The organism is Xylophilus sp. GOD-11R, from assembly GCF_033546935.1.
GTDB lineage: Bacteria > Pseudomonadota > Gammaproteobacteria > Burkholderiales > Burkholderiaceae_C > Xylophilus.
This window is the reverse complement of sequence record NZ_CP137854.1, coordinates 909,095-932,449: the sequence shown is the minus strand read 5'-3', so window position 1 is coordinate 932,449 and position 23,355 is coordinate 909,095. Positions and strand designations below refer to the sequence as shown.

Below are 23,355 nucleotides of genomic sequence, written 5' to 3'. Positions count from 1 at the left end.
ACAGGATCATGAAATACCTCGCATGGCTGCTCAAGGCAGCCATTTTTTTTACCCTTTTCGCTTTCGCGCTGAACAACCAGCAGGACGCCACGGTGCACTTCTTCTTCGGCACCCGCTGGCAGGCGCCGCTGGTGCTGGTGGTGCTGAGCGCCTTCGCGTTGGGCATCGCCACCGGCGTGCTGGGCATGGTTCCGCGCTGGTGGAAGGACCGTAACGCGCTGCGCCGCGCACAAGCTGCCGCGCCGGCTCCCGCCGCCGCCAGCCCGGCGGCCGAACCGGTGCAGCCGCCACTGCCGATCGAACAGCTGCCGCATGGACTCTGACGTCGTCGCCGGCCTCGGCTGGATCCTGCTGGGTCTGCCGGTCGCCTTCGTGCTGGGCTGGTTCGCCTCCCGTTTCGACCTGCGCCAGGGCCGCCTGGAAAACCGCCAGGCGCCCAAGGCCTACTTCCGCGGCCTGAACTTCCTGCTCAACGAGCAGCAGGACCAGGCCATCGACGCCTTCATCGAAGCGGTGCAGAACGACCCGGACACCTCCGAGCTGCACTTCGCCCTGGGCAACCTTTTCCGCCGGCGCGGCGAATACGAACGCGCGGTGCGGGTGCACCAGCATCTGCTGAGCCGCGGCGACCTCGGCCACAGCGACCGCGAACGCGCCCAGCACGCCCTGGCGCTCGACTACCTCAAGGCCGGCCTGCTCGACCGCGCCGAAGAAGCGCTGCGGCGGCTCGAAAGCACCCCTTACGAGGAACAGGCGCGCCTGGCGCTGCTGGCCATCTACGAACGCTCGCGCGACTGGGAACAGGCCGCCACCATCACCGAGCGCCTCACCGCCTCGGGCCAGGGCGACTTCACCGTCCGCCGCGCGCACTACCTGTGCGAACAGGCCGTGGCACGCAGTGCTGCGGGTGACCCGGATGGCGCATCCGGCCTGCTGCAGCAGGCCGTGGCATCCGCCCCCGGCGCGCCCCGGCCCCGCATCGAACTCGCCCTGCTCGAACGCCGCCGTGGCCGCGATGCCGAAGCCTTCGACGCCTTGCTCCAGCTCGACGCGCTCGCCCCCGCCGCGCTGCCGCTGGTGGCGCGTGTGCTGGCCGACAGTGCCATCGCCACCGGCCGCACGACCGAAGCCAGCGCCCTGCTCACCGCGCGGTATGAGGCTTCGCCCTCGCTCGACCTGCTCGACGCCATCGTGCTGCTCGAGCGTGGCGACCCAGGCAGCGACGACGAAGCCCGGCACTGGTACCTGCGCCATCTGGAACGCGAGCCATCGCTCGTGGCCGCGGCCAAGTGGCTTGCCGGCGAGACACTGGCGCACGAAGACCTGCACCCGCCGATCCAGAAGGCGCTCGACCAGGCCGCCAAGCCGCTGCTGCGCTACCGCTGCGCGGCCTGCGGTTTCGAGGCCCAGCAGCATTTCTGGCAATGCCCCGGCTGCCAGACCTGGGACAGTTACCCAACCAAACGCGTCGAAGAGCTGTAACCCGCCGGCTCGCGAAGGAAAAAGCGAGCTTTCACTCTCATTCCAGGCTTTTCCTGGCCTGAATCTGTCAACGCCTCGCAGACCAGCCGCGTTGTCCCTGGGCCTTTGCCGGCAGGCTGCCGCCGGCCTATCCCCGTGTTCCAGTGTTCCAGGAGAAAAAACCATGCTCAAAAAACTCGTCGCCATGTTCGCCATGCTCATCGCCGCTTCCGCCTTCGCGGCGGTCGACGTCAACAAGGCCAGCACGGCCGAACTCGATGGCGTCAAAGGCGTCGGCCCGGTCACCTCGCGACTCATCCTCGCGGAACGCGAAAAGGGTGCCTTCAAGAACTGGGAAGATTTCGTCTCCCGCGTCAAAGGTGTCGGCGAGAGCCGCGCCAGCAAGCTGTCGGCCAACGGCCTGACGGTCGACGGCGCTGCCTTCACCGCGCCGGTCAAGTCCGGCAAGCCGGCCACCGAAAAGGTCAAGGACGGCGCCCGCGCAGCCGCCGACAAGACCAAGGAAGTCGCCAAGGAAGCCAAGGACAAGGTCGCCGGCAAATAAGCCGGAGCGTTCCCATCCAAGCCGCCAGCTCTGGCGGCTTTTCTTTTGGGCGATGCCGTTTTGGAAAAACCGGCCGGCAAACGACACGTGGCTCATCGTGGTCCGGGTTTTTTGTTGCACGCCACCGGTGCGCTGCGGCGATCATCCAGGGCCATGCCCGCACCCGCCCCCCACCTTCCCCACGCCCGGCCGGCATGCTGCTGACCACGCTGCTGGCCCTTCCCTTCATCGGCAGCCTTTTCGCGGCCGTCCTGCCCACGCGTGCACGCAATGCCGGGGCATTGCTCGCCGGCGCCATCGCCGTGACCTGCACCGGGCTCACCATCAGCGCGCTGTCGGGCCTGGTCCACGCCCAGGGCGTAGGCGTGCTGCGCGAGCAGGTCGACTGGATTCCCGCCGTCGGCCTGAGCCTGGGCCTGCGCATGGACGGCCTGAGCTGGCTGTTCTGCCTGCTCATCTACGGCATCGGAGCGCTGGTGGCGCTCTATGCGCGCTACTACCTGTCGCCGCGCGATCCGGTGCCGCGCTTCTACGCCTTCATGCTGGCCTTCATGGGCTCGATGGCCGGCGTGGTCATGGCCGGCAATCTGGTGGTGCTGGCCTTCTTCTGGGAGCTCACCAGCCTGTTTTCCTTTCTGCTGATCGGCTACTGGTACCACCGCAAGGACGCCCGTTGCGGCGCGCGCAATGCCCTGCTGGTGACCGGCACCGGCGGCCTGTGTCTGCTGGCCGGACTGCTGCTGATGGGCCACATCGTCGGCAGTTACGACATGGACGCGGTGCTGGCCGCCGGGGACAAGCTGCGCGCCCATCCGCTGTACCTGACGATGCTGGTGCTGGTGCTGCTGGGCGCGCTCACCAAGAGCGCGCAGTTCCCGTTCCACTTCTGGCTGCCGCAGGCGATGGCGGCGCCTACGCCGGTGTCGGCCTACCTGCATTCGGCCACGCTGGTGAAGGCCGGGGTGTTCCTGCTGGCGCGCTTCTGGCCGGTGCTCTCGGGCACCGACGCCTGGTTCTGGATCGTCGGCGGCGCGGGCCTGGCCACGCTGCTGGTCGGCGCCTGGGCCGCGCTGTTCCAGAACGACCTGAAGGGCCTGCTCGCCTATTCGACGATTTCGCACCTGGGCCTGATCACGCTGCTGTTCGGGCTCAACAGCAACACCGCCGCGCTGGCCGCGGTGTTCCACATCCTCAACCACGCCACCTTCAAGGCCTCGCTGTTCATGGCCGCCGGCATCGTCGACCACGAAAGCGGCACACGCGACATCCGGCGGCTCTCCGGCCTCTGGCGGCTGATGCCGATCACCGCCTCGCTCGCCATCGTCGCCAGTGCCGCCATGGCTGGAGTGCCGCTGCTCAACGGTTTCCTGTCCAAGGAGATGTTCTTCGCCGAGACCACCTTCGTCACCACCACGCCCTGGCTCCAGTGGCTGCTGCCGGCCGCCGCCACCTTCGCCGGCGCGCTCAGCGTGGCCTATGCGCTGCGCTTCGTGTTCGACGTGTTCTTCGGCCCGGCCAAGGCGCTCGACGCGCCTAGGCCGCCGCACGAGCCGGTGCGCTGGATGCGCCTGCCGATCGAGCTGCTGGTGCTGGCCTGCCTGGTGGTGGGCGTGGCGCCCCAGAGCTCCATCGGCCGCATCCTCGACGTGGCCGCCCAGCCGGTGCTCGGCGGCGAAGTGCCGGACTACAGCCTGGCGATCTGGCACGGTTTCAACCTGCCGCTGGCGATGAGCCTGGCCGCCTTCATCGGCGGCACCGTCATCTACCTGATGCGGCCCTGGCTGGCGCGCGGCGGGCCCGACCACGTGCCCCTGTTCGGCCGCCTCAGCGGCCAAAATGCGCTGCACTGGCTGCTGGTGGCACTGGCCCACGCCGCGCGCAACACCCGGCTGCTGCTCGACACCCACCGGCTGCAGCCACAGCTGCGCTGGCTGCTCGGCGCCGCCCTCATCGGCGGCACCATCGCCATGGCCACCTACCTGCCGGCCGACACCGCGCGGGCCACATTGCCGGTCGACCCGGCCTTCGCCACGCTCTGGATCATCGGCGGCGTCTGCGCCATCGGCACCGCCTGGGCGGCGCGGCGTCGGCGTCTGGCCTCGCTCACGCTCTCCGGCGGCACCGGCCTGTGCTGCTGCCTGACCTTCGTCTGGTGCTCCGCGCCCGACCTCGCCCTGACCCAGCTCACCGTCGAAATCGCCACCACCGTGCTGCTGCTGCTGGCGCTGCGCTGGCTGCCGCGCCCGCCGGCCCGCCCGATCGACATGAACGCCGGCCGGCAACTGCGCCGCCTGCGCGACCTGGTGCTGGCGCTGGGTTTCGGCGCCGGACTGTCGGCGCTCGCCTGGTGGACCATGACCCGGCCGCTCGAACACAGCGTCTCCGACTTCTATCTCAAGAACAGCAAGGACGAGGCCGGCGGCGCCAACGTGGTCAACGTGATGCTGGTGGACTTCCGCGGATTCGACACCTTCGGCGAGGCCGTGGTGCTGGCCATCGTGGCGCTCACCGTCTACGCGCTGCTGCGGCGATTCCGGCCGGCACGCGCCGCCCTGGCGCTGCCCGCGCAGCAGCGGCGCGAGCCGCACGCCATGACCGACCTGGTCAACCCGCGCCACGTACACGACACCGCCGTCGGCTACCTCACCATCCCGGCGGTGCTGGTACGCCTGCTGCTGCCGCTGGCCGCGACCGTCTCGGCCTGGCTGTTCCTGCGCGGCCACAACGCGCCCGGCGGCGGCTTCGTCGCCGCGCTGGTGCTGGCCATCGCACTGCTGCTGCAGTACCTGGTGTCCGGCACGCAGTGGGTCGACGCCCGCGTGGGCCTGCGGCCGCGTCGCTGGATGGCCGTCGGCATGCTTCTGCTGCTGGCCACCGGTGCCGGCGCCTGGGTGTGGGGCCATCCCTTCCTCACCAGCCACACGGTGCACCTGCCCTGGCCGGGCGCCGACGGCACGCACCTGCCCAGCGCCTTCTTCTTCGACCTCGGCGTGTTTGCGGTCGTTGTCGGCACCACGCTGCTCATGCTCACCTCGGTAGCCCACCAGTCGGTGCGCGCCCACCGCGCGGCCGCCCGCACCGGCGACGAAGAAAAACCCCTGGCCCGCGCCCGAGCCACCGAAGACGCGGCCGACGCCGCCGGAGCCCGTTGATGGAAGCCATCCTCGCCATCGCCATCGGCGTCGTCGCTTCCACCGGCGTGTGGCTGCTGTTGCGCGGCCGCAGCTTCCAGGTGGTGATGGGCCTGGCGCTGCTGTCGTATGCGGTCAACCTGTTCATCTTCGCCACCGGCCGCCTGAGCGTGGACCGCGAACCGGTGCTGATCGGCCCGCTCGGCGCCACGCTGCAGCACTACGACGACCCCCTGCCGCAGGCCCTGGTGCTGACCGCCATCGTCATCGGCTTCGCCATGACCGCGCTGCTGCTGGTGGTCACCATGGCCCTGCGCGGCCTCTCCGGCAACGACCATGTCGACGGCATCCACGCCCCGCCCGGCCCGCGCGACGCCAAGGAGCCCGAAACCGCGCCGGCCGCCAACAGCGTCAACGACAGCGCCGGCGACGCCGAAGACGTCGACCAGGCCCGCGGCGCCACCATCGCCGCGCCCATCGGCGACGCCTCCAGCTCCGACGAAGACCCGCCCGGGAGGCCGTCGCGATGAACCCGCTGGCCTGGTTCCCGCTCACGCCCGACCACCTGGTGGTCGCGCCCATCCTGCTGCCCATGCTGGCCGCCGCCGTCATGCTGCTGCTCGGCCCCGACCGCTACCGGGCGCAGGCGACCATCGGCGCCGCCGCCACCGGCCTGGGGCTGCTGGTGTCGGTCATGCTGCTGCTGCAGGTCGACCGGGGCGGCGCCGACGGCGTGCCGGCGGTCTACCTGGCCGGCAACTGGCGCGCGCCCTTCGGCATCGTGCTGGCGGCCGACCGGTTGTCGGCCGTCATGCTGGTGCTGGCGCACCTGGTGGCGCTCGGCGCGCTGGTGTTCTCCACTGCTCGCTGGCAGCGGGTAGGCGTGAACTTCCATCCGCTGTTCCAGCTGCAGGTGATGGGCCTGGCTGGCGCGTTTCTCACCGGCGACCTGTTCAACCTCTTCGTGTTCTTCGAGATATTGCTGGCCGCCTCCTACGGCCTGCTGCTGCACGGCTCGGGCGGCGCGCGGGTGCAGTCGGGCATGCACTACGTGGCGCTCAACCTGGCCGCGTCTTCGCTGTTCCTGATCGGCGCGGCACTGGTCTACGGCAGCACCGGCACGCTCAACATGGCCGACCTCGCCCGCCGCATGCCGCACCTGCTGCCGGGCGATGCCGCCCTGGCGCGCACCGGCGCTGCTCTGCTGGCGGTCACCTTCCTCACCAAGGCCGCCGCCTGGCCGCTCAACTTCTGGCTGGTGCGGGCCTACGCCGCGGCCACGCCGCCGGCAGCGGCCATCTTCGCGGTGATGAGCAAGGTCGGCCTCTATGCGCTGCTGCGCCTGGGCACGCTCTGCTTTCCGGGCGCCGACGGCAACCTGGTGCTGATGCTCATGGGCCTGGCCACGATGGGCTTCGGCGTGGTGGGGTTGATCGCCTCGCAGCGGCTGTCGTACCTGGCGGGCTATGCGCTGCTGGTGTCGTCCGGCACGGTACTCGCGGCCATCGGCCTGGAGAAAGTGGCCCTGACCGCCGCCGCGCTGTACTACCTGTCCAGCTCCACGCTGGCGGCCAGCGCCTTCCTGCTGCTGACCGACCTGATCGAGCGCTGGCGCAACGGCGGCGCGGTGTTCGCGCCGCATCAGCAGGCGCGCGAGGCGCCCTTTCTCGGCCGCGATCTCAAGCCTCTCTCCAACCTTGATCTCGACGAGGAACAGGAACAGCCCACCGGCCGCACCCTGCCCGCCAACACCGCGCTGCTGGGCCTGGCGTTCATGGTGTGCGCGCTGGTGCTCGCCGGGCTGCCACCGCTGTCGGGCTTCACCGCCAAGATCGCGTTGCTGACCGGCCTGTTCAACCCGCTTGGCCTGGGTCAGGGCGTGACCGACGTGGCGGGCGTTGCCGGGCAGTCCAATACGCCGGGCGTCACCGGATGGGTGTTCGCCGTCCTGCTGCTGGCCACGGGCCTGGCCGGGCTGCTGGGCTTCAGCCGCGCCGCCATGCGCAACTTCTGGGCGGCGCGCGACCGTGGCGTGCCGCGCCTGCGCCTGGCCGAATGCACCCCCATCGCGGTGCTGCTGGCCGGCTGCGTGATGCTCACCATCTTCGGCGGACCGGCGCTGGGCTACCTGGAGCGCACCGCCGGCGCCCTGCAGCGGCCGCAGGTCTACATCGACGCCGTGCTCGGCACACCCGCGGTGACCGCGCCATGAACCGCCTGCTGCCCGCTCCCCTGCTGTCGGTCGCGCTCGCCCTGCTGTGGCTGGTGCTCTGGGACGACCACGGCCTCACGGTCTGGGCCGGCGCGGTGGCCGTGGGCCTGGCCGTGCCGGTGCTCACCGCGCGGCTGCGGCCCACGCATCCGCGGGTGCGGCGCCCCTGGCTGGTGGCCCGGCTTTTCGTGCAGGTCACGCTCGACGCCACCGCGTCCTGCCTGCAGGTCGCGCGCCTGTTGCTGACCCGGCGCGGCGAGCGCATTCCCTCGGGCTTCGTGCGCGTGCCGCTGGTGCTGCGCGACAGCCATGCGCTGGGCACGCTGGCGGTCATCGTCTCGGCCGTGCCCGGCACGGCGCTGGCCGAACTGGCGGCCGACCGCAGCGCGCTGCTGCTGCACGTGTTCGACACGCACAACGCCGACGAACTGCTGGAACACATCCACCGCCGCTACGAGCGGCCATTGCAGGAGATCTTCGAGGCATGAACCCGATCCTGGTCTGCGCCCTCTGGCTGGCGCCCCTGCTGCTGCTCGCCACCATGGCCTGCGCCCTGCTGCGCCTGCTGCGCGGCCCGTCGGCCGAGGACCGCATCCTCGCGCTCGACGCCCTCTATATCGCCGCCTCGCTGCTGGTGCTGGTGCTGGGCCTGCGGGCCAACGGCGGCGGCGCGTATTTCGAGGTGGCCCTGCTGATCGCGCTGCTCGGCTTCGCGTCGTCGAGCGCCATGGCCAAGTTCGTGCTGCGCGGCGAGGTGGTCGAATGAGCGGCGCCGGCAACGTGCCTTCGTGGGTGCAGGGCATCGCCGGTGCGCTGGTGCTGCTGGGTGCGGTCATGGCGCTGATCGGCGCGACCGGCGTTCTGCGCTTGCCCACCTTCTTCCAGCGGGTGCACGCTACCACCCTGGCCTCCACGCTCGGCGCCTGGTCCATCGGCATCGCGGCGGCGCTGTACTTCTCGTTCTTCGAGCACCGGCTGGCGCTCCATCCGCTGCTGGTGCCGGCGCTGCTGGCGCTGACGGTGCCGGTCAGCACCTTCTTCCTGATGCGCGCGGCGGTCTTCCGTCACCGCCTCGCCGGCACGCCCGGCGTGCCCGGACCGGTGTCGTCCCCCGCCGAGCCGGCAACGGATGCAGGCCGCGACGCCCGGCCTGACGGAAAATAGCGGACCGCCACCGTCGGCCTGCGAGACAAGGTCCTCTTGCTCCCCCACACCCTGCTGCCCTTCCTGCCGTCGCTGTCCCAGCACCTGCTGATCGCGGTGCTGGCGGTGTTGGTCTACGTGGTCACCACCCGGGCGCGGCAAGACCAGCGGGCACCGTCGAGCGCCATCGCCTGGGTGATGGGCCTGGCACTGTTGCCCTACCTGGTGCTGCCGATGTACCTGGCCTTCGGCCGGCGCAAGCTCCGGCCGGCCCATTCCACGCGGCTGCCGCGCGGCGAGGCCTATTCGCACTGGGCCGCCGAACTCGCCGAGAGCTTCGGCCTGGCCCCGCCGGGCATCACCCGCACCCGTTTGCATGCCGACGGCGCCGCCGCCCGCGACGCTCTCTGGGCCACCATCGCCGCGGCCACCGAGCGGCTCGACGTCTGCACCTTCATCATCGGCCAGGACGCCCTGGGCCGCGCCGTCATGCAGCGCCTGGTCGGCCAGGCGCGTTCCGGCGTGCGTGTGCGGCTGCTGCTCGACGGCTTCGGCGCACTGCTGCTGCCACGCCGTTATTTCGACGAGTTGCGTGCGGCCGGGGGCGAGGTCGCGGTGTTCCGTCCGCTGCTCGGACTGCGCCGCGCCGGCCCGCGCAACCTGCGCAACCACCGAAAGTTCGTCATTGCCGACGACCGCCTGCTCTGGTCGGGCGGCCGCAACCTGGCGGCCGAATACTTCACCGGCGACACCTCGGCCGGCATCCCGCCCTGGGCCGATCTGTCCTTCGAACTCGAAGGCCCCACCGCCGCCGCCGCCGCCCGCCAGTTCGAGCAGGACTGGGCCAGCGTGCAGCTCAAGCGGCCGCGCCACATTCCGCCCGGCGTCGCGCCGGCACCGAGTCAAGGCACGATCACGCAGTTTCTGCCGAGCGGCCCGGACCAGACCGAGGACACCGCCCAGGCCGTGCTGGTGGCCGCCTGCTTCCGGGCCCGCCGCCGCATCCTGGCCGTGACCCCCTACTTCGTGCCCAACGACGCCCTGCGCGACGCGCTGCGGCTGGCCGCACGGCGGGGGGTGCAGGTCGACATCGCGATTCCCGCTCATTCCAATCACCGCCTGGCCGACATGGCCCGCAGCCGTGCCATGCGCGACCTGGCCAGCGCCGGCGCGCGCTTTCACCTGCTGCCGGCCATGGCGCATGCCAAGGCGGTGGTGGTGGACGACACCCTGGCCATGTGCGGCTCGATCAACCTCGACCTGCGCAGCCTGCTGCTCAACCACGAGGCCAACGTGCTGTTCTACGACACCGCCGACATCGCCTGGCTGGCCGGCTGGATCGAGGCGCTCGCCGCCGACGCCACGGCCTTCGACGCCACGCCGCCGCACTTCTTTCGCGACATCGGCGAAGGCCTGCTGCTCACGGTGGCCTTCCAGCTGTAGCCGCTTTTCTCTCCGATGTTCCATATCCATACCGCCCACCTGCTCGCCGACTACGGCTACTACGCAGTGTTCTTCGCCGGCCTGCTCGAGGGCGAAACCATCCTGCTGCTCGGCGCCTACGCGGTGCACCAGGGCTACCTGCACATGCTGCCGCTCATCGCCTGCGGCGCGGCGGCCGCCTTCTGCAGCGACCAGTTCTACTTCCAGCTCGGCCGGCGCAAGGGCGCGCAGGTGCTGCAGCGCCATCCCAAGCTGCAGAAGCGTTTCGCCAAGGCCACCGCCTTCGTCGACCGCCACCCCATCGCCACCGTCATGCTGATGCGTTTCGCCTGGGGCTTGCGCATCGTGTTTCCGGTCACGCTCGGCATGACGCGCATGCGCACCGCGCTCTATGTGCCGCTGTCCGCACTCGCCTCGGTGATCTGGGCGGCCACCGTCGCCTACCTGGGCGTGTGGGTGACCGGCGTGCTCAAGACCGTCATCGGCAACCTGCACCACTACGAGCTGACCATCATCGGCATGGCGGCATTGATCGGGCTGGTGGTGGCATTCCGCCATGTGCGGATGTCGTGACGGGCGGGGTCCGATGAAGCTGGTAAGGGCCATGCGACACGCGGCGTGCCTGGCCCTGCTGGCGCTGTTGAGCCTGCAGGCCGGCGCCGCCGAGCCGCTGCGCATCGGCTCCAAGCGCTTCACCGAAAGCTATGTGCTGGCCGAAGTGCTGGCGCGCCAGGCACGCGAGGGCGGCACGCCGGTCACCGTGTCCGCCGGCCTCGGCAACACCGCCATCGTGGCGGCGGCGCTGGCGGCCGGCACGATCGACGTCTACCCCGAATACACCGGCACCATCGCCCGCGAACTGCTGCAGCGGCCGGACATCGCCACCCTGCCCGAACTGCAGGCCGCCCTCGCGCCGCGCGGCCTGGGCGCGGCGGTGCCGCTGGGTTTCGCCAACGGCTACGCGCTGGCGCTGCGCGCCGATGTGGCCGACCGGCTGCAGCTGCGCTCGCTCGCCGACCTGGCACGCCATCCCGAGCTGCGCCTGGGCCTGTCCAACGAATTCCTGGGCCGCGCCGACGGCTGGCCCGGCCTGGCCGCCCACTACCGCCTGCCGCAGCGGCCGCAGGCGCTCGACCACGGCCTGGCCTACCAGTCACTGGAAGCCGGCCAGGTCGACGTGGTCGACGCCTACACCACCGACGCCCAGGTGGCGCGGCGCGGCTTGCGCCTGCTGGTCGACACCGACCACTGGTTCCCCGGCTACGACGCCGTATTGCTCTACCGACTCGACCTGCCGCAGCGCTTTCCCGCCGCCTGGACCGCGCTGCAGGCGCTGCAGGGCCGCATCGACGCCGGCCGCATGGCCGCGCTCAATGCCCGGGCGGAGATCGACGGCGCGTCCTTCGACACGGTCGCCGCCGAAGCGCTGGGCAGTGCCGCGCCGCCCGCTGCCGGCGCCCGCACCGAGCCGCCCGGCTGGCGCGCGCGCCTGTTCGGCCCCGACCTCGGCCGGCTGACCCGCCAGCACCTGACGCTGGTGGCCATCTCGGTAGCGCTGGCAGTGGCCGTCGGCGTGCCGCTGGCCCTGCTCTGCGCCCGCCGGCCGCGCTGGCGCGGCGTGCTGCTGGCCGCAGCCGGCCTGCTGCAGACCGTGCCCTCGCTGGCCCTGCTGGCCGCGCTCATCTCGTGGATGGGCACCATCGGCACCCCGCCCGCGCTCGTCGCCTTGGCGCTCTACGCCCTGCTGCCGGTGATGCGCAACACCGTCGCCGGCCTCGACGGCGTATCGCCCGGCATGCGCCAGGCGGCCACCGCGCTGGGCATGACCGCCGCGCAGCGCCTGCGCCTGGTCGAGTTGCCGCTCGCCCTGCCCGTGCTGCTGGCGGGCGTGCGCACCTCCACCACCATCGCCATCGGCACCGCGACGCTGGCCGCCTTCATCGGCGCGGGCGGCTACGGCGAGCGCATCGTCACCGGCCTGGCGCTCAACGACCACGGCCTGCTGCTCGCCGGCGCCCTGCCCGCTGCCGCGCTCGCGCTGGCCAGCGAAGCCGTCTTCGGCCTCGTCGGCCGCTGGATTCCCCGCGCACGAGCACCCTGAATGCGGCACGTTCTATGCTCATGGTTTTCCCCGCAGCTCTGCCAGATCGTCAGGATTCCGACTCGATGCTTTCGCGCCGCGCACTTCTCGCCTCCACCTCCGCCGCCTCGACCGCTTGCCTGCTCCTCGGCGCGCCCGCCACCTGGGCCCAGTCGCGCGGCAAGACCGCGGTGGTCGTCGGCATCGCCCTCGAGCCCACCGGCCTCGACCCCACCGCCGCGGCCGCGTCGTCCATCGCCGAAGTCACCCTCTACAACCTCTACGAGACCCTGACCCGGGTCAATACCGACGGCAGCGTCACCCCGCTGCTGGCCGAGGGCTGGGAGCTCTCGCCGGACCTCAAGACCCTGACCTTCCGCCTCAAGCGCGGCATCACCTTCCACAACGGCAAGCCTTTCGACGCCGCCGCGGTCAAGTTCAGCTTCGAGCGGGCTGCCTCCGACAAGAGTACCAACAAGGACCGGCGCACCTTCCAGAACCTCACCGTGCGGGTGGTCGACGACCACACCGTGGTGCTGCTCAACCGCGAGATCGACCCCGACCTGCCCTTTCTGCTCGGCCAGGCCACGGCCATCATCGTGGAGCCGACCAGCGCCGACACCAACGCCACGCAGCCCGTAGGCACCGGCCCTTACAAGCTGGAGCGTTTCGCCAGGGGTTCGTCGCTCGTGCTGACCGCCTGGGACGGCTACCGCGCGCCGGCCGCCGCCCGCATCCGCCGCGCCACCTTCCGTTTCATCTCCGACCCGGCCGCGCAAGCGGCCGCGCTGCTGGCCGGTGACGTCGACCTGTTCCCGCGCCTGGCGCCGCGCGCGGCCGAGCAGTTTCGCCACAACCCGCGATTCGACCTGCTGGTGGGCGGCTCGCGTGCCAAGACCATCGTCGCCATCAACCATCGGCGCAAGCCGCTCGACGACGTGCGGGTGCGCCGCGCGCTCTACGCGGCCATCGACCGGCAGGAGCTGATCACCGGCGCCGCCGATGGCTACGGCGTGCCCATCGGCAGCTTCTACGTGCCGGGCGCGCCAGGCTATGTCGACACCACCGCCGTCAATCCGCACGCGAGCGACACCGCCCGCCGCCTGCTGGCGGAGGCCGGCATCAAGACGCCGCTGGAGCTCACCGTCACCCTGCCGCCCGTGCCCTATGCGCGCCAGGGCGGCGAAGTGCTCGCCGCGCAGCTCGCCAAGGTCGGCGTCGTGTGCAGGCTGCAGAACGTGGAATGGGCGCAGTGGCTGGCCAACACCTACGGCGGCGCACACGCCTATGACCTCTCCATCATTTCGCACGTCGAACCCTTCGACCTGGGCAACGCCGCCCGCCCCGACTACTACTGGGGCTACGACTCCAAGGAATTCCAGGCACTCTACGACCGCATCAAGACCGCGCCCACCACCGCCACCCGCAACGGCCTGCTCGGCGACGCGCAACGCCTGCTGGCGCGCGACGCGGTGTCGCTCTATCTCTACCAACCCCAGTGGGTGACGGTGGCGCGGCGCGGCCTCGGCGGCGTCTGGAAAGATCTACCGATATTCGTCAACCACCTCGCCGGACTGGGCTGGACATGAAACTCGACCTACCGATGGGCGGCGCCACGCGCGCGCTGCACGACATGGACGCCACCTCGATGGCGGCCGCCTTCCGCAACGGGGCGCTGTCGCCGGTGGAGGTAACCCGCGCGGTGCTCGACCGCATCGGCCACTGGGAGCCGCAGCTGCTGGCCACCTACCTGCTGCGCCCCGAAGTGGCCCTGGCCCAGGCGCGCGCGTCGGAAGAACGCTGGCGCGCCGGCAAGCCGATGTCGGACCTCGACGGCGTGCCGGTCACCATCAAGGAAAACATCTCCACCGCCGGCGACCCGGTGCCGCTGGGCACCGCCGCGACCACCCTGGTGCCCGCCGCGCAGGACGCCCCGCCCGCCGCCCGGTTGCGCGAGGCCGGCTGCGTGATCATCGCCAAGACCACCATGCCCGACTACGGCATGTTGTCGTCGGGACTGTCGAGCTTCCATCCGCTCACCCGCAACCCGTGGGACGTGGCCCTCGGGCCCGGCGGCTCCAGCTCCGGCGCCGCCGCCGCCTGCGCGGGCGGCTACGGCCCGCTGCACCTGGGCACCGACATCGGCGGCTCGCTGCGCCTGCCGGCCGGCTGGTGCGGCGTGTTCAGCCTCAAGCCCAGCCTGGGCCGCGTGCCGATCGATCCGCCGGCGCAAGGCCGCGTCGCCGGCCCCATCACCCGCAGCGTGCTCGATGCCGCGCTCATGATGCGGCCGCTCTGCGGGCCGGACAGCCGCGACACCATGAGCCTGCCGCCTGCCGTCATCGACTGGGCCTCCGTCGCCGAGGTGCGGCCGGAACTGCTCAAGGGCCTGCGCCTGGGCCTGCTGATGGACGCCGGCTGCGGCCTGCCGGTGGAAACCTCGGTGCGCGAAGCGGTCGAAGCTGCCGCCGCGCTGCTCGAGAAGGCCGGCGCCATCGTCGAGCCCATGGCCCCGTTCATGACCCAGGCCATGCTCGACGGCATGGACCACACCTGGCGCATGCGCTCGCACCTCGACATGGCCGGCCTGCCGGCCGAACGCCGGGCCAAGGTGCTGCCCTACCTGCGCACCTGGGCCGACAGTGTGGCCGACATCTCGGGCGCCTCGCTCTACCACGCACAGCGGCAGTTCTATGCCACTCGCGTGGCCACGCTGCGGGCCTGCGCCGCCTTCGACTACGTCATCTCGCCGGTCGCGCCCATGCCGGCCTTCGACGCCGAACTGCCCTCGCCCACCGACGACCCGCTGCATCCGCTCGAACACATCGGCTTCACCGTGCCGTTCAACATGTCCGAGCAGCCGGCAGCCTCGGTGCCCTGCGGTTTCACGCCGCAAGGACTGCCGGTGGGCCTGCAGATCGCCGGGCCGCGTTTCGACGACCTGGGCGTGCTCAAGGTCGCCCGCGCCTTCGAGCTGATCCGCCAGCCGATGCGCGCCTGGCCCGAACCGGAACGGGCCTGAGCGGCCACTTCGAGCCCGCCTGGCGTCCACGTCCCGACCGGCCCGCCAGGCCCGGTCGCGCGGCCTCGCTTTCATCTTGTTCCTTTTGACCCGCGGGCCACGGCTAGGATCGACACCCCCGAGTTTTCCCGGATGACACTGCCCATGCCCTTCTCGCAAGCCAAGCCCGATCGCCGCTCCTTCCTGGCCGCCGGCAGCGCCACCCTCGCACTCGCCGCCCTCGGCCACACCGGCGCCGCACGGGCCCAGGCCGCGGGTGCCACGCCGTTGCGTTTGGCCGAACCCCGCCCGTTTTCCTTCGACGCGCTGACGGAGCAGGCCCGTCGCATCGCCGCATCGCCTTTCAACCCCGGCACGCCGCTGCCGCCGGAAGTGCTCGACAAGATCGACTACGACGCCCACGGCAAGATCAAGTACAAGCCCGAAGCCGCGCTGTTCGCCGACGGCCCGGGCAACTTCCCGGTCACCTTCTTCCACCTCGGCCGCTTCTTCCAGACCCCCGTGCACATGTTCGTGCTCGAGTCCAACGGCGGCAACTACTTCGCCCGCGAGGTGGTGTACGACGACAAGTACTTCGACATGCCTGCCGACAGCCCCGCGCACCAGCTGCCCGACGGCGCGGGTTTCGCCGGCTTCCGCTTCCAGGAAAGCCGCGCCGGCGACCAGAAGAAGAAGCCCTGGCAGCAGAACGACTGGGTGGCCTTTCTCGGAGCCTCGTATTTCCGCGCCATCGGCGAGCTCTACCAGTACGGCCTGTCGGCCCGTGGCGTTGCCGTGGACGTGGCCGAGCCCGGCAAGAACGAGGAATTCCCGTCCTTCACCCAGTTCTTCTTCGACCCGCCGGCCAACGGCGGCGACACCGTGGTGGTCCACGCGCTGCTCGAAGGCCCGAGCATCACCGGCGCCTACAAATTCATCATGCAGCGCGGCAAGTCGGTGGTGATGGACATCGAGAAGCGCCTGTTCCTGCGGCAGGACATCGCCCGCCTGGGCCTGGCGCCGCTCACCTCGATGTACTGGTTCTCCGAGACCAACAAGCCGCGCGACGCCGACTGGCGCCCCGAGGTGCACGACTCCGACGGCCTGGCGCTGTGGAACGGTGCGGGCGAGCGTATCTGGCGCCCGCTCAACAACCCCACCACCATCGTCACCTCGGCCTTCGGCGACAACGGCATCAAGGGCTTCGGCCTGCTGCAGCGCGACCGCCTGTTCGACCATTACCAGGACGGCGTCATGTACGACCTGCGGCCCAGCCTCTGGGTGGAACCGCTGGACAACTGGGGCGCCGGCGCGGTGCAGTTGGTCGAATTGCCGACCGACGACGAGATTCACGACAACGCCGTCGCCATGTGGGTGCCCGCCGCCCCCGCCAAGGCTGGCAGCGCCATCAGCCTGCGCTACAAGCTGCACTGGACCGACAGGGAGCCCTACCCGTCGCCTCTGGCGATCTGCGTGGCCACCCGCACCGGGCGCGGCGGCGTGCCCGGCCAGCCTCGTCCGCAGGGCGTGGTGAAGTTCATGGTCGAATTTCTGGGCGGCAATCTCAGCAAGCTGCCCTTCGGCGTGACGCCCGAGGCGGTGCTCTCCGCCCCGACCGGCAAGTTCAGCTACGTCTTCACCGAAGCCGTGCCCGACGGCGTAGCCGGCCACTGGCGCGCCCAGTTCGACTACACGCCCGAAGGCAACGCGCCCGTCGACATTCGCCTGTACCTGCGCCAGGGGCAAGAGACGCTGTCGGAGACCTGGCTGTTCCAGTTCCGGCCCGCCTGAGGCTGGGGCCGCCGGCGGGCGGCCGAACGATGCGAGCACGGAGAGCGGGGCGGTCTTAAGATCGGCCCCGCTTTTTTTCGCCTGCCACTGCCATGCAAAACCAAGAATCAGAGACGACCCCCGACACCCGCCCGGCCCTGGCCGCGATCTTCACCGCCTTCGCAAAGATCGGCCTCACCAGCTTCGGTGGCGGCCTGAGCGGCTGGATGATGCGGGAGTTCGTCTTGCGACGTGCCTGGATCACCGAAGAGGAATTTCTCAGCGGGCTGGCGCTGGCCCAGTCGTTTCCCGGCGTGAACGTGGTCAACCTGGCGATCTGGATCGGCTTTCGTTTGCGCGGCGGCGCCGGTGCGGCCATGGGCGCGCTCGGCATCGTGGTGCCGCCGATGGTCGTGGCGATCGGACTGGCGGCGCTGTTTTCCCAGGTGCGTGATTCCCATGCCTTGCACGTGGTGCTGGCGGGGGTGGCGGCGGCGGCGGTCGGGCTGTCGCTGCAGACCGGCATCCGGGCGGCCCGGCGGGCGGCGCGGCAGGCGGTACCGCTGGTCGTGATGACCATCACCTTTGTCGCGCTGTTTCTGCTGCGCCTGCCCTTGCTGTGGGTGGTGGGCGCGATGGCGCCGCTGTCGATCGGCATCGCCTGGCTGCGCTTGCGACGTACGGAGGCTTCGGCATGAATCTGAAGAACCTGGGCGATCTGCTCGCGGTGTTCGCGCCGCTGTCGTTCCTGACCGTCGGCGGTGGGCAGAGCATCGTGTCGGACATCCATCGGCAGTCGGTGGCGGTGCATGCGTGGATGAGCGACGGCGAATTTCTGGATCTCTTCGCGCTGTCCCGCATCACGCCGGGGCCGGGTTCGCTGCTGGTCACTCTCGTGGGGTGGCAGGTGGCCGGGCTGGCGGGTGCGGTGGTGGCATCCGCTGCGATCTTCCTGCCCTGCTCGGTGCTCGTATATGGGCTGGCGCATTTGTGGTCACGGTACAAGCACACCGCCTGGATCCGCGCCGTGGAAGCCGGCCTGGTGCCCGTGGCGGCGGGGATGATCCTGGCTGCTTCGGGGACTGTTCTGCGGGCGGCCGAGGGTGGGGCGTGGGCATGGAGCGTCGCGGCGGTATCCACGCTCGCCTTGATGTTCACCCGCATGAATCCGTTCCTCATGCTGGCGCTCGGCGGCGCCTTCTTCTGGCTGGTGCTGGCCTGACATCCTGCCGATCCGGCCGAAAGCGCTGCCCTGCGCTCGGCACGATCCCGCCGCTGGCGCCGCGCCGCACACTGCCGGGCCTTGCGCCCCGAACATGCTCGGCCCCGATACCTCGTCGCACCGATTGCCGTCGGCCACGCTGCAACCCGCGGCCGAACCGATCCGCAAGAGCCTGCACCGATCGGGCGCCTGCCGCTGGAATTCGTGGAACCGGTGGACCTTGGCCGAACCGGCGGATTTCGTGAACCGGCTGATCCGGTCGAGGCAACCGGCCTTGCGGGACCTGCTCATCCGGCGCGACCCGCCAGCCCTACCGCATCGGCCGGGCCAACCGTCTAGTGCGTCGCTGGCGCCTTGGCCACCCGCTGCGCCAGGTGCGCCAATGCTTCCTCGACCTGATCGACCAGCACCAGGCACAGATCGCCTGGTGCCAGGCGCTCCAGCGCCGTATCGATTGCCACGAACTCCCCGCGGATCTCTTCTACGTGGGTAGTGCGAGAGGCCCCCTTCAGGCCCTCGCGCAGCAGCGCCATCACCTCACCGTCGGCACGGCCGCGCTGCGCGGCGTCCTGGTAGAGCAGCACATCGTCGAACACCGCACCGAGAATCTGCGTCTGCTCGCGGATGTCCTCGTCGCGCCGATCCCCCGCCCCGCTGATCACCACCGAGCGCCGCCGGCCCGGCATGGCCTGCACCGCCTGGGTCAACGCGCGCATCGCGTCCGGGTTGTGGCCGTAGTCGGCAATGACCGTCGCCCCCCGGTAATCCATGATGTTGAAGCGCCCCGGCACGGTCGCCGCATCGCTGGCGAAGCTTGCCAGCCCGCTGCGGATCACGTCCCACGAGGTGCCCAGCGCCCAGGCCGCCGCGACCGATGCCATGGCGTTCTCGACCTGGAACCCGATGGCGCCGCCCCGGGTGATGGGGATGTCGCGCAGCGGCACGCTCTCGCGCCAGGAGCCTTCGGAGGCGACCAGCGCCTCGCCGTCGATATAGACCGTGCGCTTGCCCTGCGCCCGGTGCTTGGACATGACCGGGTTGCTGCGGTCGGCCGCAAAAAACACCACGTCGCCCGGGCAATTGGCGGCCATGGCGGCGACGATGGGGTCGGCGGCATTCAGCACCGCGCAGCCGGTGGCGGCCACGTTCTGCACGATGACGCGCTTGAGCACCGCCAGGTCTTCCACCGTGGTGATGTAGTTCAGCCCCAGGTGGTCGCCCGCGCCGATGTTGGTCACCACCGCGACCGCGCAGCGGTCGAAGCCCAGGCCCTCGCGCAGCACGCCGCCGCGCGCCACCTCGAACACCGCCGCTTCCACCTCGGGATGCAGCAGCACGTTGCGCGCGCTCTTGGGGCCGCTGCAGTCGCCGCTGTCGGTCTGCCGGCCGTCGACGTAGACGCCGTCGGTGTTGGTCATGCCCACCGCCAGGCCGCTGCTGGCCAATATGTGGGCGATGAGCCGGGTGGTCGTCGTCTTGCCGTTGGTGCCGGTGACGGCCACCACCGGAATACGCCCGTCGTCACCGGTGGCGAACATCTCGGCGATCACCGCCTCGCCGACCGGGCGCGGCTTGCCGTACGAGGGCGACAGGTGCATGCGCAGTCCCGGCGCGGCATTGACTTCCACGATGCCCCCGCTTTGCTCCTCGAGTGGGCGCAGCACCGTCTCGCAGACCACGTCGACGCCGCAGATGTGCAGCCCGACCATCTGCGCCGCCGCCACCGCACGCGCGGCGACATCCGGATGCACGTCGTCGGTCACGTCGGTCGCGGTGCCGCCGGTCGACAGGTTGGCGTTGTTGCGCAGGATCACGCGCCGGCCCTTGTCGGGCACCGACTCCGGCACCAGCCCCTGGGTGGACAGCCGCAGCACGGCGATGTCGTCGAAGCGGATCCGCGTGAGCGCGGTGGCGTGGCCGTCGCCACGGCGCGGGTCGCGGTTGACCTCGTCGACCAGCTCGCGCACCGTGTGCACGCCGTCACCGATGACCTGCGGCGGATCGCGCCGCGAGGCGGCCACCAGCCGGTTGCCGACCACCAGCAGGCGGTAGTCGTAGCCCGGCAGGAAGCGCTCGACGATCACGTCGCCGTATTCGGCCGCCGCCTTGAAGGCGATGTCCATGTGTTCACGGTCGACCAGGTTGACGGTCACGCCCTTGCCCTGGTTGCCGTCCTGCGGCTTGACCACCACCGGCAGGCCGATCTCGCAGGCCACCGTCCAGCCTTCTTCGGCCGAACGCACCGGCCGGCCCAGCGGCACCGGCACGCCGGCGGCGTGCAGGAGTTTCTTGGTCAGGTCCTTGTCCTGCGCGATGGCTTCGGAGACCGCGCTCGTGCTGTCGATCTCGGCGGCCTGGATACGGCGCTGGCGCACGCCCCAGCCGAACTGCACCAGGCTGCCCGAGGTGAGCCGGCGGAACGGAATGCCGCGCGCCACCGCCGCATCGACGATGCAGCCCGTGCTGGGGCCCAGGCGCTCGGACTCGTCGAGCTCGCGCAGTTCCAGCACGGCGGCAGCGGCGTCGAAGGGCTGGTCGGTGATGGTCGCCTCGATCAGTTGCAGGGCCAGCGCGAGTGCGCGGCGGCCGACCGCCTCCTCGCTGTACTGCACCACCACCTGGTGCACGCCCGCTTCGGGCGTGGTGGCGGTACGGCAGAAGGTGACCGGGCAGCCGGCCTGCGCCTGCAGCGCCAGCGCCGCCAGGCCGAGCACGCCGGCCAGCGCCACCGGTTCGTCCTGGCCGGCGTGGCGCAGGGCGCCGATGTCGGGGAAGCGCGCACGCAGACGCGGCTCGAAGCCCTCGACCTGGTTCACGCCGCACTGCCCGGCCGGGCAGGTCACGATGGCTTCGATCGAGGTGTTGCGGCTCCAGAGATTGGGGCCGCGCAGGGCACGGATGCGGGAGATTTCCATGGATGTGTTCCGTCAAACGCCGTGGACGCCGGACTCGCTGGGAGCCCGGCGCGGACGTTCAGATTAGCAGCGGCGGACCGGCCTCAGGCGGTGGTGGCTTCGACGGCCTCTTCGACGACGCTGGCCAGCAGCGGCACCCCGGCTTCGCACTCGAAGGCCTCGAGCCCGGCGCCGATCAGGCGCGGATGCACGCCCAGCGCCCAGCCGGCGGCCACGGCGGCGAGCAGCGCCTCGTCGGGCAGCGCGCCGTAGCGGGCGCGCCAGTGGTCGAGCGGCGCCAGGCCCGACAGCGGGACGTCCTGGCTGTTGACCACCATCGCGATGCGGCCGTTGCGCATGGTCACCGCCCGGCCACCGGCCGCGCAGTGCGCCACCATGGCGGGCGTGGCCGGGTCGGCCGCATAGAAGATGACTTCGCCATCGCACAGCGGCGCGAGTTCGGCCACGTGAGGATCGGCCGCGTTGAGCACCGCGCAGCCGTCGGCCAGCACCACGTCGACCTGGGTGCGCAGCACCTTGCGCATGTGTTCGGGCGTGTGCACGTCGAAATCGGCGAGCGCCTCGATGCCTTCGAAGTCGGTGACGATGCCGACCTGGCAGCGGTCGTAGGCCAGGCCGTCGCGCAGGATGGATGCCGCGCCGTTCTCGATGATCGCCACTTCCACGTTGCGGTTGATCAGCAGGCGTTCGCCGGCCTGCCAGTGCGCGCTGTCGGCGGCGTCGTGGCAACGGCGGTCGAGGAACAGGCCGTCCTTGCAGGCGACGCCGGTGGACTTGCCGTCGAGGTGCGAGATCCAGCCGACCATGCGGGCGATGGCCGCGGTGTAGCGGCTGCCGGTCACGCCGACCAGCGGGATGCGGCCGGAATCGTCGGCGGCGAAAAGATGGTCGCAGACCGCGCGGCCCACCGGGCGCGGCTGGCCGTGGATCGGCTTGAGGTGCATCAGCAGGCCGGGGCCGGCGTTGACTTCCACGATCGCGCCGCGGGTGACGGCCAGCGGCCGGCTCACGTCGCGGGTCACCATGTCGATGCCGGCGATGTCCAGGCCCACCGCGCGCGCGGCGAGGGCGGCGGCATGGGCGACGTCCGGATGCACGTCGTCGGTGCAGTCGATCGCCATGTTGCCGGTGCGCTGGATCAGCACCCGCTGGCCCTCGGCCGGCACGCTGGCCGCCGTCAGGCGCTGGCGGCGCAGTTCGAGCTGCACGCCGCCTTCCTTGTGCACATTGATGGTGGTCAGCGGGAACTGGTGCTCCACGCCCCGGCGCGGGTCGCTGTTCATCTGGGTGTCGATCAACTGCTCCACGCTGGAGACGCCATCGCCCACGATCCACACCGGTTCGCCGCGGGTGGCCGCGACCACCTTGCCGCCCACCACCAGCAGGCGGTGCTCGGTGCCCTCGATGAAGCGCTCGACGATCACGCCGCTGCCTTCGGCGTCGGCCAGCGCGAAGGCGGCCTCGATGTCGGCCTGCTCTCGCAGGTCGAGCGTGACGCCGCGCGCGTGGTTGCCGTCCGAAGGCTTGACTACCACCGGCAGGCCGATGTCCTGCGCGGCCTCCCAGGCTTCGGCGGCGTTGTGCACCACCTGGCCTTCGGGCACCGCCACGCCGCAGGCGGTGAGCAGGGCCTTGGTGAGGTCCTTGTCCTGAGCGATGCCCTCGGCGATGGCGCCGGTGTGGTCGCTCTCGGCCGTCCAGATGCGGCGCTGGCGCTTGCCATAGCCGAGCTGCACCAGGTTGCCGGCGTTCAGGCGGATGTGCGGAATCTTGCGTTCGGCCGCCGCGGTGACGATGGAGTCGGTGCTCGGGCCCAGGAAAGAGCGGTCGATCTGGGTGCGGATGGCGGCGACGGCGGCCGGCACCTCGAAGGGCTTGTCGTTGATCGCCGCCATCAGCAGCGCGTGGCCCTGGGCCAGCGCCACGCGCGAAACCGCTTCGTCCGGCGCGCGGAACACCATCTTGTAGACACCGCTGATCGTGGTTTCGCGGGTCTGGCCGAAGGTGGTGGGCATGCCGGCGAGGTTGAGCAGTTCGATGATCACGTGCTCCAGCACATGCCCCATCCAGGTGCCGCCCTCCAGACGCTGCAGAAAGCCGCCGCGCTCGCCGACGCCGCAGGTGTGCTCGATGAGCGCCGGCAGCCAAGTAGTGAGCCGCTGGTTCAGGCCCGGCAGGGTGTTGGACGGGTATTGCTCCAGCTCACCGAGGTCGAGGCGCACTTCCAGCACTTCGCGGTAAGTCCAGATGTTCGAGCCATGCAGGTAGCGGACGTCGAGGATGCGGATGTCGTTCTTGGGTGCCATGGAAGTCATGTTCGGCCGCCTTGCAAAATCGCTGTCTCTGCGCGGCCGGCAAGCCGCGAGGTGTCGGTGCATACGGAAACAGGGCGTTGTCGGGGGGTGGCGCACG

At 70.7% G+C, this 23,355-nt stretch carries 18 protein-coding genes and 1 pseudogene; 17 read left to right on the top strand and 2 right to left on the bottom strand.

Annotated features, from left to right (window positions below):
- Positions 1-8 precede the first annotated feature (8 nt).
- The 17 genes and pseudogenes from R9X41_RS04340 to R9X41_RS04260 all read left to right on the top strand — a co-directional run bounded on the left by R9X41_RS04340 (position 9) and on the right by R9X41_RS04260 (position 18,028).
- Positions 9-323 (top strand): LapA family protein, encoded by a 315-nt coding sequence (locus tag R9X41_RS04340; protein WP_318633663.1) that lies wholly within the window; start codon positions 9-11, stop codon positions 321-323.
- Positions 313-1,482, top strand: coding sequence for a lipopolysaccharide assembly protein LapB (gene lapB / locus R9X41_RS04335; RefSeq protein WP_318633662.1), 1,170 nt, complete (start codon positions 313-315; stop codon positions 1,480-1,482). Before R9X41_RS04340 ends, lapB begins: the two co-directional genes overlap by 11 nt.
- A gap of 163 nt (positions 1,483-1,645) precedes the next feature.
- Positions 1,646-2,026 (top strand): ComEA family DNA-binding protein, encoded by a 381-nt coding sequence (locus R9X41_RS04330; protein ID WP_318633661.1) that lies wholly within the window; start codon positions 1,646-1,648, stop codon positions 2,024-2,026.
- A 194-nt stretch (positions 2,027-2,220) separates the two neighbouring features.
- On the top strand, positions 2,221-5,178 hold the full coding sequence (locus tag R9X41_RS04325; protein WP_318633660.1) for a monovalent cation/H+ antiporter subunit A: 2,958 nt from the start codon (positions 2,221-2,223) through the stop codon (positions 5,176-5,178).
- Positions 5,178-5,513, top strand: a pseudogene (locus R9X41_RS04320) (Na+/H+ antiporter subunit C); the annotation flags it as partial. The gene R9X41_RS04325 and the pseudogene R9X41_RS04320, both read left to right, overlap by 1 nt.
- 170 nt (positions 5,514-5,683) lie before the next feature.
- A complete protein-coding gene (locus R9X41_RS04315; protein WP_318633659.1) occupies positions 5,684-7,369 on the top strand; it encodes a monovalent cation/H+ antiporter subunit D in 1,686 nt (561 codons plus the stop codon).
- Positions 7,366-7,857 (top strand): Na+/H+ antiporter subunit E, encoded by a 492-nt coding sequence (locus R9X41_RS04310; RefSeq protein WP_318633658.1) that lies wholly within the window; start codon positions 7,366-7,368, stop codon positions 7,855-7,857. Before R9X41_RS04315 ends, R9X41_RS04310 begins: the two co-directional genes overlap by 4 nt.
- Positions 7,854-8,135, top strand: coding sequence for a K+/H+ antiporter subunit F (locus R9X41_RS04305; protein WP_318633657.1), 282 nt, complete (start codon positions 7,854-7,856; stop codon positions 8,133-8,135). Before R9X41_RS04310 ends, R9X41_RS04305 begins: the two co-directional genes overlap by 4 nt.
- On the top strand, positions 8,132-8,533 hold the full coding sequence (locus R9X41_RS04300; protein ID WP_318633656.1) for a monovalent cation/H(+) antiporter subunit G: 402 nt from the start codon (positions 8,132-8,134) through the stop codon (positions 8,531-8,533). The genes R9X41_RS04305 and R9X41_RS04300 overlap by 4 nt, the downstream gene beginning before the upstream one ends.
- A 36-nt stretch (positions 8,534-8,569) precedes the next feature.
- Positions 8,570-9,955 carry a phospholipase D-like domain-containing protein gene (locus R9X41_RS04295; protein WP_318633655.1) on the top strand — a complete coding sequence of 462 codons (1,386 nt, stop codon included), beginning with the start codon at positions 8,570-8,572 and terminating at the stop codon, positions 9,953-9,955.
- A gap of 15 nt (positions 9,956-9,970) precedes the next feature.
- The gene (locus R9X41_RS04290; protein ID WP_318633654.1) at positions 9,971-10,528 is read left to right on the top strand and encodes a DedA family protein; all 558 of its coding nucleotides are present in this window, start codon (positions 9,971-9,973) and stop codon (positions 10,526-10,528) included.
- Positions 10,529-10,559: 31 nt separating this feature from the next.
- Positions 10,560-12,056, top strand: a complete 1,497-nt coding sequence (locus R9X41_RS04285; RefSeq protein WP_318633653.1) for a glycine betaine ABC transporter substrate-binding protein — start codon at positions 10,560-10,562, stop codon at positions 12,054-12,056.
- A gap of 65 nt (positions 12,057-12,121) precedes the next feature.
- Positions 12,122-13,624, top strand: coding sequence for an ABC transporter substrate-binding protein (locus R9X41_RS04280; protein WP_318633652.1), 1,503 nt, complete (start codon positions 12,122-12,124; stop codon positions 13,622-13,624).
- Complete coding sequence (locus R9X41_RS04275; protein WP_318633651.1) at positions 13,621-15,057, top strand: amidase; 1,437 nt, start codon at positions 13,621-13,623, stop codon at positions 15,055-15,057. Before R9X41_RS04280 ends, R9X41_RS04275 begins: the two co-directional genes overlap by 4 nt.
- A 132-nt stretch (positions 15,058-15,189) precedes the next feature.
- Positions 15,190-16,827, top strand: a complete 1,638-nt coding sequence (locus R9X41_RS04270; protein ID WP_318633650.1) for an OpgD/OpgG family glucan biosynthesis protein — start codon at positions 15,190-15,192, stop codon at positions 16,825-16,827.
- Positions 16,828-16,919: 92 nt separating this feature from the next.
- Complete coding sequence (locus tag R9X41_RS04265) at positions 16,920-17,504, top strand: chromate transporter (RefSeq protein WP_318633649.1); 585 nt, start codon at positions 16,920-16,922, stop codon at positions 17,502-17,504.
- The gene (locus R9X41_RS04260) at positions 17,501-18,028 is read left to right on the top strand and encodes a chromate transporter (RefSeq protein WP_318633648.1); all 528 of its coding nucleotides are present in this window, start codon (positions 17,501-17,503) and stop codon (positions 18,026-18,028) included. Before R9X41_RS04265 ends, R9X41_RS04260 begins: the two co-directional genes overlap by 4 nt.
- A gap of 335 nt (positions 18,029-18,363) precedes the next feature.
- Here R9X41_RS04260 and cphA (R9X41_RS04255) read toward each other — a convergent pair whose 3' ends face one another.
- Both cphA (R9X41_RS04255) and cphA (R9X41_RS04250) read right to left on the bottom strand, forming a co-directional pair.
- Positions 18,364-20,943 (bottom strand): cyanophycin synthetase, encoded by a 2,580-nt coding sequence (cphA, locus tag R9X41_RS04255; RefSeq protein WP_318633647.1) that lies wholly within the window; start codon positions 20,941-20,943, stop codon positions 18,364-18,366.
- 83 nt (positions 20,944-21,026) lie between these two features.
- Entirely contained in the window at positions 21,027-23,249 is a 2,223-nt protein-coding gene (cphA, locus tag R9X41_RS04250) for a cyanophycin synthetase (protein ID WP_318635146.1), read from the bottom strand.
- Positions 23,250-23,355 lie beyond the last annotated feature (106 nt).

Coding starts and splice junctions, on each gene's coding strand:
- R9X41_RS04340 (WP_318633663.1), top strand. CDS start 9: ATGAAATACCTCGCATGGCTGCTCAAGGCAGCCATTTTTTTTACCCTT.
- lapB (WP_318633662.1), top strand. CDS start 313: ATGGACTCTGACGTCGTCGCCGGCCTCGGCTGGATCCTGCTGGGTCTG.
- R9X41_RS04330 (WP_318633661.1), top strand. CDS start 1,646: ATGCTCAAAAAACTCGTCGCCATGTTCGCCATGCTCATCGCCGCTTCC.
- R9X41_RS04325 (WP_318633660.1), top strand. CDS start 2,221: ATGCTGCTGACCACGCTGCTGGCCCTTCCCTTCATCGGCAGCCTTTTC.
- R9X41_RS04315 (WP_318633659.1), top strand. CDS start 5,684: ATGAACCCGCTGGCCTGGTTCCCGCTCACGCCCGACCACCTGGTGGTC.
- R9X41_RS04310 (WP_318633658.1), top strand. CDS start 7,366: ATGAACCGCCTGCTGCCCGCTCCCCTGCTGTCGGTCGCGCTCGCCCTG.
- R9X41_RS04305 (WP_318633657.1), top strand. CDS start 7,854: ATGAACCCGATCCTGGTCTGCGCCCTCTGGCTGGCGCCCCTGCTGCTG.
- R9X41_RS04300 (WP_318633656.1), top strand. CDS start 8,132: ATGAGCGGCGCCGGCAACGTGCCTTCGTGGGTGCAGGGCATCGCCGGT.
- R9X41_RS04290 (WP_318633654.1), top strand. CDS start 9,971: ATGTTCCATATCCATACCGCCCACCTGCTCGCCGACTACGGCTACTAC.
- R9X41_RS04285 (WP_318633653.1), top strand. CDS start 10,560: ATGCGACACGCGGCGTGCCTGGCCCTGCTGGCGCTGTTGAGCCTGCAG.
- R9X41_RS04280 (WP_318633652.1), top strand. CDS start 12,122: ATGCTTTCGCGCCGCGCACTTCTCGCCTCCACCTCCGCCGCCTCGACC.
- R9X41_RS04275 (WP_318633651.1), top strand. CDS start 13,621: ATGAAACTCGACCTACCGATGGGCGGCGCCACGCGCGCGCTGCACGAC.
- R9X41_RS04270 (WP_318633650.1), top strand. CDS start 15,190: ATGACACTGCCCATGCCCTTCTCGCAAGCCAAGCCCGATCGCCGCTCC.
- R9X41_RS04265 (WP_318633649.1), top strand. CDS start 16,920: ATGCAAAACCAAGAATCAGAGACGACCCCCGACACCCGCCCGGCCCTG.
- R9X41_RS04260 (WP_318633648.1), top strand. CDS start 17,501: ATGAATCTGAAGAACCTGGGCGATCTGCTCGCGGTGTTCGCGCCGCTG.
- cphA (WP_318633647.1), bottom strand. CDS start 20,943: ATGGAAATCTCCCGCATCCGTGCCCTGCGCGGCCCCAATCTCTGGAGC.
- cphA (WP_318635146.1), bottom strand. CDS start 23,249: ATGGCACCCAAGAACGACATCCGCATCCTCGACGTCCGCTACCTGCAT.